This is a genomic window from Pseudomonas sp. FJ2-5-13 (genome assembly GCF_029201605.1).
Lineage (GTDB): Bacteria > Pseudomonadota > Gammaproteobacteria > Pseudomonadales > Pseudomonadaceae > Aquipseudomonas > Aquipseudomonas lactis.
Window position 1 is genome coordinate 1,941,249 of record NZ_CP104045.1, and the last position, 17,133, is coordinate 1,958,381.

The window sequence follows — 17,133 nt, forward strand, 5'->3', positions numbered from 1 at the left end:
TAGTTCATGAACTAGGCCACGCCCTTGGGTTGGAGCATCCGGGAAACTATGACGGTAACGGTAACTATGGACGTCATGCAACGTATGCCGGGGATACTCAAGCGCGTTCTGTCATGAGTTACTTTTCGGAGAAAAATCAGCCCGGGCATGACTTTAAATTGCTGTACCCCTCTGCGCCGATGATGGATGACATAGCGGCTGCCCAGAAACTTTATGGGGCGAATACTAAAACACGCAATACCGACACGACCTATGGGTTTAATTCCAATACGAACCGTGAAGCGCTTAGTTTGAAGTCGGCGAATGACAATTCTATTTTCTGTGTGTGGGATGGGGGAGGCAACGACACTCTGGATTTCTCCGGGTATTCACAGCATCAGAAAATCAACCTCAACGCCGAGTCCTTTTCGGATGTGGGCGCGTTGAAGGGTAATGTCTCCGTTGCCAAGGGCGTCATACTGGAGAACGCAGTGGGCGGTAAAGGGAATGATGCCCTGATAGGTAATGCTGTTGCCAATCGTCTCAAAGGAGGCGGGGGAGCAGACCGGTTGTCTGGGGGGGGCGGTGCAGATACCTTCGTTTATGATCACGCCAGTGACTCCACCCCGGATAATCCCGACGTCATTCTGGATTTTCAGAGTGGCTCAGACAAGATTGATGTTCGCGCCGTCCTGAAACAGGCGGATCTCAGTGCGCTTAAATTCGTCGAACGCTTAACCGGTCAACCCGGTCAGGCGGTGATAAGTTACAACCAGGGTAGCAACGAGGGGAGTCTGGCCCTGGATCTCACGGGTAACGGTAAGGCAGACCTATTAATCAAAAGCCTTGGCCAGATAAAAGCAGGCGATGTCCTGGCGCAGGGCGACACTCCAACGGTAAACGCTGAACCGAAAGACCCCAAGCCTGCGCCGCGTCCTAAACCCGAGGAGCCCAAACCCAAGCCGGAACCAAAACCGGAGGAGTCAAAACCGAAACCACGTCCGGATCCGTGTGAACCGAAGCCGCGCCCGGATCCGTGTGAGCCGAAGCCACGCCCGGATCCGTGTGAGCCGAAGCCATGTCCGGATCCGTGTGAGCCGAAGCCACGTCCGGAGCCGTGTGAGCCAAAGCCACGTCCGGATCCATGTGAGCCAAAGCCGCGCCCGGATCCATGTGAACCGAAGCCACGTCCGGATCCACGTGAACCGCAACCACGTCCGGATCCGCGTGAACCACAGCCACGTCCGGATCCACGTGAACCGAAACCGCGTCCAGACCCGCGTGAACCACAACCACGTCCGGATCCACGTGAACCGCAGCCGCGTCCAGACCCGCGTGAACCACAGCCACGTCCGGATCCACGTGAACCGCAGCCGCGTCCAGACCCGCGTGAACCACAACCACGTCCGGATCCGCGTGAACCACAGCCACGTCCGGATCCACGTGAACCGCAGCCGCGTCCAGACCCGCGTGAACCACAGCCACGTCCGGATCCACGTGAACCGCAGCCGCGTCCAGACCCGCGTGAACCACAGCCACGTCCGGATCCGTGTGAACCGAAGCCGCGTCCATATCCGCGTGAGCCGCAGCCACGTCCAGATCCGTGTGAGCCACAGCCACGTCCAGATCCGTGTGAGCCACAACCACGTCCGGATCCGTGTGAACCGAAGCCGCGACCATACCCGCGTGAGCCGCAGCCACGTCCAGATCCGTGTGAGCCACAGCCACGTCCGGATCTGTGTGAGCCGAAGCCACGCCCGGTTCCGTGTGAGCCCAGACCCATCCCTCGTACAGATCCGTGTGAGCCGAAAGCTTTCATTCGAAATTCAAGACCGGCCTATGGCTTCAATACCCATTCAGGTCAGTCCCGCGCGATGCACGCGTCGGCTTTTGATCAGTCGGCGTTTTCCGCGCGGGGTTGAAGGTGGAACCATTCAATGTCAGACGCGCGCTGAGTCTATTCAAGTCCATCGCTGTTATGAGTGAAACATCAGGCCAAGCGTAAGTGCTGACTACACGTAATAACTTGGCTGTTTTATGACGCTCGCTGAAAAGTTTAAGTGGTCATGTTTGAGACCGGCTATTTAAGAATTCATGGGTGCCTTACTTGTGAAGTGTCGTGTTGTTGTTTTTAACTAACTGAGAAAACGTAATTATGATTAATGTCAATCCATCCGCTGCAAACCACTATATGCCCACGCCGAGCGTGACTCCTCAGCCGTCATCGCTGGCACATCCTGGAAGCCAGGGAGGCAGTGAAGCCGCTAAGTCTTCTCACGGCAATGCGAACTCCGCAGCAGACAACCACGTCTCGACAAGCTCCAAGTTACTTAGTCTTTCCGCTCCGCTGGTAGGTGAACGCACTGGCCAGCAGCGAATGTATGGATTGAGCCTGAACTCCGGACTGCTTCAACTGGGAGACGTTAATTCCGGCAAAACGGTAATGGCTCAGTGCTATTCGAAGCCACAGGCAGATACCGAACCCACTGCTGAGCCCAAGTCAAACGGCGAAACCAAACCGGCAGCGGATCAGCCCATCTCGGACGGCGATACCAAGCCAGTAACGACTAAGCCCAAGCCGAGCGGCTACAAAACGCCATTAACTGATCGGCTAAAGCCACGCGGCGGCACCAAGGAACCAGTGGTTGAACAGCCCAAGGCAAGCGGCACCAAGGAACCAGTGGTTGAGCAGCCCAAGGCAAGCGGCACCAAGGAGCCAGTGGCTGAACAGCCCAAGGCAAGCGGCACCAAGGAACCAGTGGTTGAACAGCCCAAGGCAAGCGGCACCAAGGAGCCAGTGGCTGAACAGCCCAAGGCAAGCGGCACCAAGGAGCCAGTGGCTGAACAGCCCAAGGCAAGCGGCACCAAGGAACCAGTGGTTGAACAGCCCAAGGCAAGCGGCACCAAGGAGCCAGTGGTTGAACAGCCCAAGGCAAGCGGCACCAAGGAGCCAGTGGTTGAGCAGCCCAAGGCAAGCGGCACCAAGGAGCCAGTGGTTGAACAGCCCAAGGCAAGCGGCACCAAGGAGCCGGTGGTTGAACAGCCCAAGGCAAGCGGCACCAAGGAGCCAGTGGTTGAACAGCCCAAGGCAGGCGGCACCAAGGAGCCAGTGGTTGAACAGCCCAAGGCAAGCGGCACCGGCACCAAGGAGCCGGTGGTTGAACAGCCCAAGGCAAGCGGCACCAAGGAGCCAGCGGTTGAACAGCCCAAGGCAGGCGGCGACACCAGGACGGACGACACCACCTACGGGTTCAACTCGAATACCGGCAGGTTGGAAACTACCCTGACGTCAGCGTCCGATAAACCCAAATTCAATATCTGGGATCAGCGCGGGAACGATACCTTTGATTTCTCTGGCTTCAAGCAGGATCAAATCATCGACTTGCGTGGTGGTGCGCTGTCCAGCGTAGGCGGGATGAGGGAAAACGTCAGGATCGGCGAGAAGACCGTGATCGAAAATGCCGTGGGGGGCCACGGTAACGATCGCATCATTGGTAACAGCGCCGATAACGTACTGACCGGTGGTGCAGGGGCCGATACGCTGGTGGGCGGCGAGGGTTGGAACACCTTCAAGTTCAATGCCTTCAGCGATTCAACCCGTGCCAATGCCGACTTGTTACTGGACTTCAAAACGGGGCAAGACAAGATCGATCTGTCGCAAATGGCGCTCGACGGCAAGGTCACTTTGAACTTCGTCGACAACTACACCGGGGCGGCGGGTGACACCATCATCAAGTTCAATCCGCTGTCGGGACGTTACCTGTTGGCGATCGACCTGGATGGCGATGGCAAGACCGACTTCCTGATCAAAAGCACCCGAATGATCAGCCCGGAAGATGTCATCGGGCTCAACATCAAAGATGGCGGTTATCTCTAACGACGTGATCGCGCACCTTTGACGGTCGCCATTGCTTGAAGCAAGGCGGGGCGGGACTTAATCAATGATTGATCAAGTCCCGCCCCTTTGTGCGTTGTGAAAAATTTTTGTTGGGCCAATGACCCGTCAGGACGCTTGCGCGGTGCCCAACGCGGCTTTACGTGACGCACTCAAGAAGCGCAACAAGGCGACCAGGGCAAATGCACTGCCCACCAGCATTACAGCCAACCAGCCGCCGTGTTCATACACGCTGCTGGCAATCGCCGAGCCGAATGCTCCGCCGATGAAGATGCTGGTCATGTACAGCGCGTTCAGACGGCTGCGGCTGTGGGCGTCGAGGGCGTAGATGGCGCGTTGGCCGAGGACCATGTTCATCTGCACGCAGAAATCCAGGACCACCCCGGTGACTGCCAGGCCGATCACGCTGTAGAGCGGGTGCACCAACGCCGGCAGGAAGCTCAGCGCACCAAACAGCATCGCCAGCAGCGAGGCGCGGTGGGTATGGCCGGCATCGGCCAGGCGACCGGCCATGGGCGCGGCAATGGCGCCAAGGGCACCGACCAGGGCAAACAGTGCGATTTCGCTTTGGCTCAGGCCGTGGTTACGTGCCAGTTCCAGTGGTGCGGCAGTCCAGAACAGGCTGAAGGCGGCGAACATGCAACCCTGGTAGAACGCCCGCTGGCGCAACAGCGGTTGCTCACGCAGCAGGGTGCCCAGCGAATGCAGCAATTGGCCGTAGCTGGCACTGTGATCGGGTTGGCGCTTGGGGATGGTCAGCATCAGCACCACGCTGATAAACGCCATCAGCGCCGCGGCCGCCATGAACATCGCACGCCAGCCGAAGTGGTCGGCCACCACGCTCGACACCGGCCGTGCCAGCAGGATGCCCAGCAGCAGGCCGCCCATGATACTGCCGACCACCCGGCCACGAGACTCGGCGGGCGCCAGGTGTGCGGCCAGCGGAATCAGGATCTGCACCGAGACGGAACTGAAACCGATCAGCAACGACACCAGCAGGAACAGGTTCGGCTGTTCGATAAACGCCGCGCCCAACAGGCTGGCGATCGCCACGACGGTGGTGGCAATCATCAGCTTGCGGTTTTCCAGCAGGTCGCCCAGGGGCACCAGAAAGAACAGGCCCAGGGCATAGCCGATTTGCGTGAGGGACACGATCAGGCTGGCCATTGCCGGCGTCAGGCCAATGTCTGGGGCAATCAGCTCGATGATCGGTTGCGCATAGTAGATGTTGGCGACGATGGCGCCGCAGCAAAACGCGAACAGCATGACCATGCCCCGGGTCATGGTGCCAGCAGCGTGAGAGGTTGCGTTCATGGTGTACTCATAAAGGCGAAGGACGATGGGGTGGGAGAGTAAAGACAAGGCCTGCAAGTGAGTAGGTTGCTTGTGGTGATATCACTTATGTCGGCTGATGATACATTCAGACACATCTGTTTCACGCAAAAAAAGTGGGAGCTGGCTTGCCTGCGATGACGGCCTGCCAGTCGACGCCTATCTACCTGACGCTCCGCAATCCAACTGTGGGAGCGGGCTTGCTCGCGAAGGCGGCCTGACAGGCGACACAGTTGGATTGGGTACATATCCATTGCTGCGGTAACGGCCACTTAGGGTTCCGCCCTGACGGCGGCTCACTTTTGAACAGCGCAAAAGTAAGCAAAACGCTCTTGCCCCACCACTCGGCACCTCGCTTGGGCTCGGTGTGCCCGAACACAGGCTTGAATCCGTGGGCCGCCGCCACGCGCCATCCATGGCGCGGGGCGGCTAACCCGGCGTCCTGCCGGGTTACCCACGAATTCAAGCCTGCGTTCGGCCAGCGTGGTTTAACGGGGCGCCTAAGATCAAAAGCCAGATCAAGATCACAAGCAGATCAAGATCAAGAGCGGCTCGCTTCGCATCGTGGTTAGCGTTGGCTGCTACAACCGGCGTTTTTCAAGGTAGTTGTCGCGTCCACCGTCGCGCTACGCGATTTTTATTACCACGGTCAGTTCCCTTTCAGGGTTCAGATACACCGTTCCGATAGGGTTCCAGTTGCGTGTCTCTCCTGACCATCGTTCCGGTCTTTTCTCTCTGGCCTGCCGGTATATCGCATCTCGACGAGCCAAGATTTCTCGGTCTTTTCCTTCATGACGTTGAGCCGGTGTTACGAAGCGGATCCGGCTATGACGGTGCACGGTGTTGTACCAGGTCATAAAATTCCTCACCCAGATACGCGCATCATCCAGGCTGGTAAACCCCGCCTGTGGCCACTGCGGGCAGTATTTCAGTGTCCTGAACAGTGATTCCGAGTACGGGTTGTCGTTGCTAACCCGTGGTCGACCGCGAGACGGCGTGATGCCCAGGTCATACATCTTGGTCAGTAACGTCACCGATTTCATCGGTGCACCGTTGTCCGAGTGAAGCACCAGCGGCTGGCGCCAACACTTCTCCTGAGTCACGCTTCGTTGCAGCAACGCTGCCGCCTTTTCCCCGCTCTCGGCTTCATAAACTTCCCAGCCCACGGCTTTTCGGCTGTAGATGTCTTCGATCAGATAGAGGTAGTAAAATTTCCCGCGAACCGGGGACGGCAAGTAGGTGATGTCCCATGACCACACCTGATTAGCTGAAGTCGCTGCGTAAGTGGTCGGTGCCTCATGGCGATGCGGTCGCTTGGCTCTAGATCGGTGATGCTGCTGACCTGCCGCATGCAGCACACGATAAAAAGTCGCCTCCGAGGCTACATATCTTCCTTCATCGGCCAATTGCGGCACGATCTGGCTTGGCGGGAGATGCGCATAGGCTTTGCTGTTGCACAGCGTCACGATGCCTTGCCGTTCAAGCTCACTGAGCGCGTTGTTCGGTATCGGCCTAAGCGTCGTCGTGCGTCCATCTGCCAAGAGTTCTTGCGGCAAGCTCCAGCGTTGCAGTGTCCTCAGTGAAATGCCTACCTCCTGACAAGCAGGCGCCCTGCGGGCGCCCGCCAGAATGGCTTCATTAAGCCAATCAACGAGTAAATACCGTTCTGGCAACAAGGTCAGGTGGCCTCGTCGTCGCTCCCCCAGTAGGCATTGAGCTTTTTTCGTAGTACCAGTAAGGCCGCTGTTTCAGCCAGGGCTGCATCTTTGCGGCGCAACTCACGTTCAAGTTCACGGATACGATTTTTATCATCCCGTGACTGTCCGGAGCTTGCAGTTTTCGCGGTTGACTGTTTCGTGCTGCCGGCGATAAAAGCGTTGCGCCAATCGGTTATTTGCTCGGGAAAAATACCTTTTCGTCGGCAGTACTCACCGATTTCCAGTTCCGATAGCGAACCTGTTTCTATGATGATCGCCAGCTTAGATTCGGCTGACCAATTTTCGGCCGGTTGCTTGGCATCGGACAATTGCGTTCCTCTGGCGGCAGCTTGTTTGCGCCAATAATGGAGAGACATATCGCTACAACCTTCGCGCCGAGCGACCTCCGCCGCCGAGAGGCTCAGGGGCGGAAGCATCATTTTCAGCAGCGCAGCTTTACGTTCTTCTGAATAGAAAGGCATGACCATACTCTTGCCGCCCCCGGAATGCTTTTCAAAAAGCGGGGGACACGACAACTACCCTGACACCGGGGGCAACCTACAAAGTTGTGTAGATACCTATGCTGCGATGGCGGGGTGTCAGCCGCTCATGTGCAAGCTGACTCGCCGTCATCGCAGGCAAGCCAGCTCCCACAGGTTTGACCGAGTTGATTCAGTCAGATGGGTTATTGGCCAGAGTAGATTTGGTCGAACACGCCGCCATCATTGAAGTGGGTCTTTTGCACCGTGCGCCAGTCACCAAAGGTTTTCTCCACCGACAGGAAATCCACCTTGGGGAACCGGTCGGTGTACTTGGCCAACACCTTCGGGTCCCGTGGGCGCAGGTAGTTGTTGGCCGCAATTTCCTGGCCTTCGGGCGACCACAGATACTTGAGGTAGTCCTCGGCCGCAGCACGGGTGCCTTTTTTCTCGACCACTTTATCCACCACTGAGACTGGCGGTTCGGCTTCGGCGGAGACGCTTGGGTAGACTACTTCGAACTGATCACGGCCAAACTCACGGGCGATCATTTCGGCTTCGTTTTCAAAGGTCACCAGCACGTCGCCAATCTGGTTGGTCATGAAGGTGGTGGTGGCGGCGCGACCGCCGGTGTCCAGCACTGGCGCTTGCTTGAACAACTTGCCAACGAAGGTCTTGGCCTTTTCCTCATCGCCGCCGTTCTTCAACACGTAGCCCCAGGCCGACAGGTAGGTGTAGCGGCCGTTACCGGAGGTTTTCGGGTTGGGAACGATTACCTGCACGCCGTCCTTGAGCAGGTCGGGCCAGTCTTTCAAGGCTTTGGGGTTGCCTTTGCGCACGATAAACACCGTGGCTGAGGTGAACGGCGCGCTGTTGTTCGGCAAGCGCGTTACCCAGTTGTCCGGCACCAGTTTGCCGTTGTCGACCAGGGCATTGATGTCGGTGGCCATGTTCATGGTGATCACGTCGGCGGGCAGGCCGTCGATCACCGAGCGTGCCTGTTTGCTGGAGCCGCCGAAGGACATCTGCAACGTCAGCTTGTCGTCCGGGTGTTCGGCTGCCCAGTGCTTCTGGAAGGCGGCGTTGTAGTCCTTGTAGAAGTCGCGCATCACGTCGTAGGAGACGTTGAGCAGGGTGGTCGCGGCCTGGGCGGAGCCCGCCAGGGCCAGGCCGGCGGCCAGTAGGGAGGCGCTGAGGATCTTTTTCACTGCTCATTCCTTGTTGTTCGAGAAGAGGGGAGGCAATTTGCCAGCGACTATAGCCGGGCCTGCATAGACCCTTAAAGATTAAAACGAACTTTGCTTATTCCAGTTTGCGAAACAGATTGCTGCCACAGCGCGCGCAAAACGCGGCGTTGGGTTCATGGCTGTCCTTCTTGCACACTGGGCAGTCGGTATGCAGCTGTTCGCCGCGCATGGCACTGGCCAGTTCAGCGGTAAAAATACCCGTCGGCACGGCGATGATCGAGTAACCGGTGATCATCACCAGCGAAGAAATCACCTGGCCCAGGGGCGTCTTGGGCACGATATCGCCGAAGCCCACGGTGGTCAGGGTGACGATCGCCCAGTAGATGCCCTTGGGAATACTGGTGAAGCCATGTTCCGGGCCTTCGATCACGTACATCAAGGTGCCGAACACCGTCACCAGGGTGCACACGCTGACCAGGAACACCACGATCTTCTGCTTGCTGCCGCGCAGCGCCGCCATCAGGTAGTTGGCCTGCTTGAGGTACGGGCTGAGCTTGAGCACGCGGAAGATGCGCAGCATCCGGATGATGCGGATGATCAGCAGATACTGGGCATCGCTGTAGTACAGCGCGAGGATGCCGGGGACGATGGCGAGCAGGTCCACCAAGCCATAAAAGCTGAAGGCATAGCGCAGCGGCTTGGGCGAGCAATACAGGCGCAGGCCGTACTCGATGGCGAAGATCAGCGTGAAGCCCCACTCGATATAGGCCAGCACGTCGGCGTAGTTCTGGTGAATTGTGTCGATGCTGTCGAGCATCACGATCACCAGGCTGGCGAGGATGATCAGCAGCAGGATGCCGTCAAAGCGCCGCCCGGCGACGGTATCGCTTTGGAACACCATGATGTAGAGGCGCTGGCGCCAGTCGTTGTTGCTGTCCATAAACCCTGCCCGAAACGAATATCGAGCAAGCCTAGGGCGATTCGAACGGGCTGTCCATGTGAGGCTTGTGCAGCATTCGCTGGCCGGCGCGCACCAGCCAGCAGGCGAGGATAAACGGCGCGGTCAGCGCGGGCAGGTGCAGGCCGGCAAAGCCCGGGGTGAGCAGGATGGCCAGGCCGATGCCCAGCAGCGGTAACCAGGGCTGGCGACGTGATGAGCACAGGGCCAGGGCCACCAGCGCCGGGTTATAGCTGTGCAGGCCGAGCAGGGCGCCAGTGGGGTCGTTCAGCCACAAGCCGGCGAGCATGCCCAGAGCGGCGCCGCCCAAGGCCCACACGGCGGCGCGACGGTCGGCCAGCAGCAAGCCCAGGGCAATCAGTACACCCGCCAGGGGCTGGTCCAGCAGCATGATTTGCCCAAGGCCGGTGAAGGGCGCAGCCACTACAGCGACAGTGTCGGGCTCGATCAGTGCAAGGGCGTTTTCAGGACTCTGGCCGAGCAGCAACCAGCCCAGGCCAACAAAGGGCACGGTGTAGGCGGGCAAATCCTGGGGCCCGGTTGCGTGTTTCAACCAGTGCCGGGTAAGGATGGCACTCAAGCCGCCGCACGCCAGGATCAGCGGCGGCACCAGCGCGGACCAGGCGAAGTGCTGGCTGATCAACAGGCCCAGCAACACGCCGTTGTAACTATACAGCCCGGCCTGGCGCTCGGCCTTGGGATACCCCCGGCGCTGGGCCGTGAGCAACCCCGCGACGCCACCCAGCAAGGCCCCGCCGAGCAAGGCCGGGGCGCCGATCAGGATGGCCAGCAGGCACAGCAGGCCGCACAGCGCATGGCGCTGCAGAAAGATTTGGCTGAAGCCGTTGAGCAGGGCTTCGGCCCAGTCGGGGCAGGTTGGGTTGTGCATGTCAGCTCCCTGTAGGAGCGAGCTTGCTCGCGAAAAACCTGAGGGCGCCGCGTGCATTCAGGATACCCGCGTCATCGTTGACGTTCTTCGCGAGCAAGCGCGCTCCTACAGTAGGGTTTCGATACGCAGCGAATTGGTCGACCCCGGCTGCCCGAACGGCACCCCCGCGGTAATCACCAAGGTATCGCCACGCTGCGCCATGCCCTGGGCCTGGGCAATTTCCAGCGCGGTGGAACACACCTCATCCACCTGGCGCAGCCGATCATTGACCACCGAGTGCACGCCCCACGCCACGCTCAGGCGTCGCGCCGTGGACAGGTTGGGTGTGAGGTTGAGGATCGGCGCCACCGGCCGTTCCCGCGCCGCGCGCAAGCTGGAACTGCCGGACTCGCTGTAATTCACCAGCACCGCCACCGGCAGGATGCTGCTGATACGGCGGATCGCACAGCTGATGGCGTCCGACACCGTGGCATCCGCCTTGGGCCGGCTGACGTCCAGCTGGGCCTGGTAGTCCGGGCCGTTTTCCACCTGGCGGATGATCTTGCTCATCATCTGCACCGCTTCCAGTGGGTACTCGCCCGAAGCGGTTTCGGCCGACAGCATCACCGCGTCCGCACCTTCAGCCACTGCATTGGCGACATCGGTGACTTCGGCGCGGGTGGGTGCCGGGGAGAAGCGCATGGATTCGAGCATCTGCGTGGCCACCACCACCGGCTTACCCAGTTGGCGGCAGGTGCTGATGATGTCTTTCTGGATCTGCGGCACGCTCTCGGCCGGCACTTCCACGCCCAAATCTCCCCGGGCCACCATGATCGCGTCGCTCAATTCGGCGATTTCGCGCAGCCGTTGCACCGCCGAAGGCTTTTCGATCTTGGCCATTAAAAACGCTTTATCGCCGATCAGCTCGCGGGCTTCGCGGATGTCTTCCGGGCGCTGCACAAACGACAGTGCTACCCAGTCCACACCCAGCTCCAGGCCGAAGCTGAGGTCGCGACGGTCCTTGGCGGTGAGTGGGCTCAGTTCCAACAGCGCTTGTGGGACGTTCACACCTTTGCGGTCAGACAGTTCGCCGCCATTGAGCACGGTGGTGTCGATGGCGTTGGCATGCTTGGTAATCACGCGCAGGCGCAGCTTGCCGTCGTCGAGCAGCAGGTCCATGCCCGGCTCCAGGGCCGCGATGATTTCCGGGTGGGGCAGGTTGACCCGGCGTTGGTCGCCCAGGGTTTCATCCAGGTCCAGGCGCAGGGCCTGGCCGCGTACGAGCTGCACCTTGCCCTCGGCGAAGCGTCCCACCCGCAGCTTCGGCCCTTGCAGGTCCATGAGGATGCCGAGCGGGTAGTTGAGCTGGCGCTCGACCTGGCGAATCCACTGGTAGCGCTGGGCATGGTCGGCGTGGTCGCCGTGGCTGAAGTTGAGGCGGAAGATATTCACCCCGGCCTCCACCAGCTCGCGGATGTCGTCGATACCATCGGTGGCCGGGCCCAGCGTGGCGAGGATTTTGACCTTCTTGTCAGGCGTCATGGTTGGCAGTCTCAAGGATCAGGATGGCGCGGAAGTCGTTGACGTTGGTGCGCGTCGGCTCGGTGACGATCAAGTCGCCCAGGGCGGCGAAATAGCCGTAGCCGTTGTTGTTGTCCAGCTCATCACTGGCCGACAGGCCCAGGGCTTCGGCACGGCGGTAGCTGCAGGGGGTCATGATCGCGCCGGCGTTGTCTTCCGAACCGTCGATGCCATCGGTATCGCCGGCCAGGGCGTACACGCCGGGCAGGCCCCTGAGGCTGTCGGTGAGGCTCAAGAGGAACTCCGCATTACGCCCGCCACGGCCGTCGCCGCGTACGGTGACGGTGGTTTCGCCCCCCGAAAGAATCACGCACGGCGCCGCCAGTGGCTGGCCGTGCTGCACGATCTGCCGGGCGATGCCGGCGTGTACCTTGGCCACATCGCGGGCTTCGCCTTCCAGATCACCGAGGATCAGCGGGCTGAAACCGGCCTGGCGCGCTTTTACTGCCACTGCTTCCAGGGATTGCTGCGGGCGGGCGATCAATTGGAAGTGGCTGCGGGCAAGCACCGGGTCGCCGGGCTTGACGGTTTCCGAGGCCGGGTTCTGCAACCAATTGCGCACCGAAGCAGGGGCGTCGATCTGGTAACGCTTGAGGATCGCCAGTGCCTGTTGCGAGGTACTCGGGTCGCCGACGGTCGGGCCCGAGGCAATCACCGTGGCCTGGTCACCCGGCACGTCGGAGATCGCGTAGGTGTACACCGTGGCCGGCCACGCGGCCTTGGCCAAGCGCCCGCCCTTGATGGCCGAGAGGTGCTTGCGCACGCAATTCATCTCGCCAATGGTGGCGCCGGATTTAAGCAGGGCTTTATTGATGGTTTGCTTGTCGGCCAGGGTGATGCCCTCGGCGGGCAGGGCCAGTAATGCCGAGCCACCGCCGGAGAGCAGGAAGATCACGCGGTCGTCTTCACCCAGATGGCTGATCAGTTCCAGCACGCGCTGGGCCACGGCCAGGCCGGCTGCATCCGGAACCGGGTGGGCGGCTTCGACCACTTCGATTTTTTTGCACGGCGCGCCGTGGCCGTAACGGGTAACTACCAGGCCCGAAACTTCGCCCTGCCAACAGTCTTCGACGACCAGCGCCATGGCGGCCGCGGCCTTGCCGGCGCCGATCACGATCACACGGCCACTGCGGTCGGCAGGCAGGTAGGGTTCAAGGACTTGCCGGGGGTGTGCGGCGTCGATGGCTGTGGCAAACAGCTCGCGAAGCAGGTGTTGCGGATCGACCGACATAAGCGGGCTCCCGGGGGATTCTTGTTATTAGAGGTGCAGCACATTCAAAGGTGGGAGCTGGCTTGCCTGCGATAGCGGTGGGGCAGGCACCTGGTCTGTCACTCAGAGACCGCTATCGCAGGCAAGCCAGCTCCCACACTGGAGTGCATTTCAAGCTGGGTTATTTATCGCGAATCGAGAAATTGGCCATATGCTCCAGGCCCTTGATCAGTGCCGAGTGGTCCCAGTTGCCGCCGCCAATTGCGGTGCAGGTGCTGAACACTTGCTGGGTGCTGGCGGTGTTCGGCAGGTTGATCCCCAGTTCCTTGGCGCCGGCCAGGGCCAGGTTCAGGTCCTTCTGGTGCAGGTTGATGCGAAAACCCGGGTCGAAGGTGCCCTTGATCATGCGCTCGCCGTGCACTTCCAGGATCTTGGACGATGCAAAGCCACCCATCAGCGCTTCACGCACCTTGGCTGGGTCGGCGCCGTTTTTGGCGGCGAACAGCAACGCTTCGGCCACCGCCTGGATGTTCAGCGCGACGATGATCTGGTTGGCGACCTTGGCGGTCTGGCCATCGCCATTGCCGCCCACCAGGGTGATGTTCTTGCCCATGCTCTGGAACAGCGGCAGCGCGCGTTCAAACGTCTGCGGTTCGCCGCCGACCATGATGCTCAAGGTGCCGGCCTTGGCGCCGACTTCACCACCGGACACCGGGGCGTCCAGGTACTGCGCGCCGGCCTGGTTGACCTTGGCGGCGAATGCTTTGGTGGCGGTCGGGGAGATCGAGCTCATGTCGATCACCACCTTGTTCGGTGACAGGCCCGCAGCCACGCCGTCGGCGCGGAACAGCACGTCATCGACTTGTGGGGTGTCGGGCACCATGACGATGATGAACTCGGCTTCCTGGGCCACTTGTTGCGGGTTGGCCAGGGCTACGGCGCCGGCGCTGATCAGTTCAGCCGGTGCCTTGCCGTGATGTTCGGAGAGAAACAGTTGATGACCTGCTTTCTGCAGGTTGGCGGCCATGGGTTGGCCCATGATGCCGGTGCCGATAAATCCGATTTTAGCCATGATCAAAATCCTCTTTTAATGTGGGAGCAGGCAAGCCAGATCCCACATTGTTTTGTGTGGTGTCAGTGGTCAGATGGCGTTATGGGTCTTGAGCCAACCCAAACCCGCCTCGGTAGTGGTCAACGGCTTGTACTCACAGCCGACCCACCCCGCGTAACCAATGCGGTCCAGATGCTCGAACAGGAAGCGGTAGTTGATCTCACCGGTGCCTGGCTCGTTGCGTCCTGGGTTGTCCGCCAGCTGGATGTGGTTGATCTCGCCCAGGTGCGTCGCCATGGTCCGCGCCAGGTCACCTTCCATGATTTGCATGTGGTAGATGTCGTATTGCAGGAACAGGTTGGCGCTGCCCACTTGCTCGCGAATCGACAGGGCCTGCGCCGTGTTGTTGAGGTAGAAGCCCGGAATGTCGCGGGTGTTGATCATCTCCATCACCAGCTTGATACCCGCCGCCTGCAGCTTCTCGGCGGCGTACTTGAGGTTGGCGACGAAGGTCTTTTCTACGGTCTCGTCATCAACGCCTTGTGGCCGGATACCCGCCAGGCAGTTGACCTGGGTGTTGCCCAATACCTGGGCATAGGCGATGGCCAGCTTGACCCCGGCACGGAACTCCTCGACCCGGTCCGGGTGGCACGCCAGGCCGCGCTCGCCCTTGGCCCAGTCACCGGCTGGCAGGTTGAACAGCACCTGGGTCAGGCCGTTGGCGTCCAGCTGCGCCTTGATGTCGGCAGAGCTGAATTCATACGGGAACAGGTACTCCACGCCCTGGAAACCGGCATCGGCAGCCGCTTTGAAGCGGGCAAGGAAATCCTGTTCGGTAAACAGCATGGACAGGTTGGCAGCAAAGCGCGGCATAGGGTTCTCCTTAATCGAGCAGGGAAATGGCAGTCGGCGCATCGTTGCCGACCAGGGCCAGATCTTCGAATTCATTGACGGCGTTGATCTCGGTGCCCATGGAAATATTGGTCACCCGTTCCAGAATAATCTCAACGATCACCGGCACCTTGAATTCTTCGATCATCTCTTGGGCGCGGCGCAAGGCCGGTTGGATCTGGCCCGGCTCGAACACACGCAGGGCCTTGCAACCCAGGCCCTCGGCAACCGCCACATGGTCGACGCCGTAGCCGTTGAGTTCCGGGGCGTTGAGGTTGTCGAAGGACAGCTGCACGCAGTAGTCCATCTCGAACCCACGCTGGGCCTGGCGGATCAGGCCCAGGTAAGAGTTGTTCACCACCACGTGGATGTAGGGCAGCTTGAACTGCGCGCCCACCGCCAGTTCTTCGATCATGAACTGGAAGTCATAGTCGCCCGACAAGGCCACCACTTTGCGGCTCGGGTCGGCCTTGACCACGCCCAGCGCTGCCGGAATGGTCCAGCCCAATGGGCCGGCCTGGCCGCAGTTGATCCAGTGACGTGGCTTGTACACATGCAAAAATTGCGCGCCGGCAATCTGCGACAAACCGATGGTGCTGACGTAGCAGGTGTCTTTGCCGAACACCTGGTTCATCTCTTCGTACACGCGCTGCGGCTTGACCGGTACGTTGTCGAAGTGGGTTTTGCGGTGCAGGGTGGCCTTGCGTTGTTGGCAGTCATGCAACCAGGCACTGCGGTCCTTGAGCTTGCCGGCGGCTTTCCACTCGCGGGCCACTTCGATGAACATTGTCAGCGCGGAGCCGGCGTCGGAAACGATGCCCAAGTCCGGTGTGAACACGCGGCCGATCTGGGTCGGCTCGATGTCGACATGAATGAATTTACGGCCCTCGGTATACACCTCGACCGAACCGGTGTGACGGTTGGCCCAGCGGTTGCCGATGCCCAGCACCACGTCCGACTTGAGCATCGTCGCGTTGCCGTAGCGGTGCGAGGTTTGCAGGCCGACCATGCCCACCATCAGCGGGTGGTCGTCCGGGATCGTGCCCCAGCCCATCAGGGTCGGGATCACCGGAATGCCGGTCAACTCAGCGAACTCCACCAGCAGCTCGCTGGCATCGGCGTTGATCACGCCGCCACCGCTCACCAGCAAGGGGCGTTCGGCTGCATCGAGCAGGGCCAGGGCTTTTTCCACCTGCACACGGGTCGCCAGCGGCTTGGCCAGGGGTAGCGGCTGGTAGGCGTCGATGTCGAATTCGATCTCGGCCATCTGTACGTCGAAGGGCAGGTCGATCAGCACCGGACCAGGGCGGCCGGAGCGCATTTCATAGAAGGCTTTCTGGAACGCGTAAGGCACTTGGCCGGGTTCCAGTACCGTGGTTGCCCACTTGGTCACCGGCTTGACGATGCTGGTGATGTCCACGGCCTGGAAGTCTTCCTTGTGCATCCGGGCGCGAGGGGCTTGGCCGGTGATGCACAGGATCGGGATCGAGTCGGCCGAGGCGCTGTACAGGCCAGTGACCATGTCGGTACCTGCCGGGCCGGAAGTGCCGATGCACACGCCGATATTGCCGGCCTTGGTGCGGGTGTAGCCCTCGGCCATGTGCGAGGCGCCTTCAACGTGGCGAGCAAGGACGTGATCGATGCCACCCACCTTCTGCAAGGCCGAATACAGCGGGTTGATCGCGGCGCCTGGGATACCGAAGGCGGTATCCACACCTTCACGGCGCATCACCAGGACGGCGGCTTCGATTGCTCTCATTTTGCTCATGGTTTTGGTGCCTCTTGCGTTTTGTAATTGTATACAAGTGGTGTCTGTTCAAAGTGTATTCACGCCGAGCTGCGTTGGTCAATGCCTTTCGTAAACTGACCTTTGCGTTCGTCGGAAGCGCTTTTTTCGACGTATGGAGCCTTTGTTTGAAAATATTGTATACAAAAACAAATATCATTGTGTTCTATTTGTGTGATCGAGCATCTGATCAAACAGACCTCACCGCTTTACCCATAA

At 60.2% G+C, this 17,133-nt stretch carries 12 protein-coding genes and 2 pseudogenes; 2 read left to right on the forward strand and 12 right to left on the reverse strand.

Annotation, left to right across the window (positions count from 1 at the left end; genetic code table 11):
• Window positions 1-182: 182 nt before the first annotated feature.
• Window positions 183-782 (forward strand): annotated as a pseudogene (locus N2A98_RS08780) (M10 family metallopeptidase C-terminal domain-containing protein); the annotation flags it as partial.
• A gap of 133 nt (window positions 783-915) precedes the next feature.
• On the opposite strand, the gene N2A98_RS08785 reads toward N2A98_RS08780, so the two are convergent.
• Window positions 916-1,734, reverse strand: a complete 819-nt coding sequence (locus N2A98_RS08785) for a hypothetical protein (RefSeq protein ID WP_275623635.1) — start codon at window positions 1,732-1,734, stop codon at window positions 916-918.
• A gap of 400 nt (window positions 1,735-2,134) precedes the next feature.
• Here N2A98_RS08785 and N2A98_RS08790 point away from each other — a divergent pair, with 400 nt between their 5' ends.
• On the forward strand, window positions 2,135-3,856 hold the full coding sequence (locus N2A98_RS08790; RefSeq protein ID WP_275623275.1) for a M10 family metallopeptidase C-terminal domain-containing protein: 1,722 nt from the start codon (window positions 2,135-2,137) through the stop codon (window positions 3,854-3,856).
• Between the two features lie 126 nt (window positions 3,857-3,982).
• Here N2A98_RS08790 and N2A98_RS08795 read toward each other — a convergent pair whose 3' ends face one another.
• The 11 genes and pseudogenes from N2A98_RS08795 to gcl form a co-directional block, all read right to left on the reverse strand.
• On the reverse strand, window positions 3,983-5,188 hold the full coding sequence (locus N2A98_RS08795; RefSeq protein ID WP_275623276.1) for an MFS transporter: 1,206 nt from the start codon (window positions 5,186-5,188) through the stop codon (window positions 3,983-3,985).
• A gap of 644 nt (window positions 5,189-5,832) precedes the next feature.
• A protein-coding gene (locus N2A98_RS08800; RefSeq protein WP_193791350.1) for an IS3 family transposase occupies window positions 5,833-7,385 on the reverse strand; the annotation gives its coding sequence in 2 pieces (ribosomal slippage) (window positions 5,833-6,923 and window positions 6,923-7,385; 1,554 coding nt in all).
• 203 nt (window positions 7,386-7,588) lie between these two features.
• Window positions 7,589-8,590 carry a sulfate ABC transporter substrate-binding protein gene (locus N2A98_RS08805; RefSeq protein WP_003189977.1) on the reverse strand — a complete coding sequence of 334 codons (1,002 nt, stop codon included), beginning with the start codon at window positions 8,588-8,590 and terminating at the stop codon, window positions 7,589-7,591.
• A 94-nt stretch (window positions 8,591-8,684) separates the two neighbouring features.
• Window positions 8,685-9,509 (reverse strand): ion transporter, encoded by an 825-nt coding sequence (locus N2A98_RS08810; protein ID WP_014717713.1) that lies wholly within the window; start codon window positions 9,507-9,509, stop codon window positions 8,685-8,687.
• A gap of 31 nt (window positions 9,510-9,540) precedes the next feature.
• The gene (locus tag N2A98_RS08815; RefSeq protein WP_275623277.1) at window positions 9,541-10,416 is read right to left on the reverse strand and encodes an urea transporter; all 876 of its coding nucleotides are present in this window, start codon (window positions 10,414-10,416) and stop codon (window positions 9,541-9,543) included.
• Between the two features lie 10 nt (window positions 10,417-10,426).
• Window positions 10,427-10,513 (reverse strand): annotated as a pseudogene (locus N2A98_RS08820) (outer membrane lipoprotein carrier protein LolA); the annotation flags it as partial.
• An 8-nt stretch (window positions 10,514-10,521) separates the two neighbouring features.
• A complete protein-coding gene (gene pyk / locus N2A98_RS08825; protein WP_047710419.1) occupies window positions 10,522-11,937 on the reverse strand; it encodes a pyruvate kinase in 1,416 nt (471 codons plus the stop codon).
• Entirely contained in the window at window positions 11,927-13,207 is a 1,281-nt protein-coding gene (locus N2A98_RS08830) for a glycerate kinase (protein ID WP_275623278.1), read from the reverse strand. Before N2A98_RS08830 ends, pyk begins: the two co-directional genes overlap by 11 nt.
• 160 nt (window positions 13,208-13,367) lie before the next feature.
• Window positions 13,368-14,258, reverse strand: coding sequence for a 2-hydroxy-3-oxopropionate reductase (locus tag N2A98_RS08835; RefSeq protein WP_275623279.1), 891 nt, complete (start codon window positions 14,256-14,258; stop codon window positions 13,368-13,370).
• 69 nt (window positions 14,259-14,327) lie between these two features.
• Window positions 14,328-15,110: a hydroxypyruvate isomerase gene (gene hyi / locus N2A98_RS08840; protein WP_003189985.1), complete on the reverse strand. Its 783-nt coding sequence runs from the start codon at window positions 15,108-15,110 to the stop codon at window positions 14,328-14,330.
• Window positions 15,111-15,120: 10 nt separating this feature from the next.
• Window positions 15,121-16,896, reverse strand: a complete 1,776-nt coding sequence (gcl, locus tag N2A98_RS08845; protein ID WP_003189987.1) for a glyoxylate carboligase — start codon at window positions 16,894-16,896, stop codon at window positions 15,121-15,123.
• Between the last annotated feature and the right edge of the window lie 237 nt (window positions 16,897-17,133).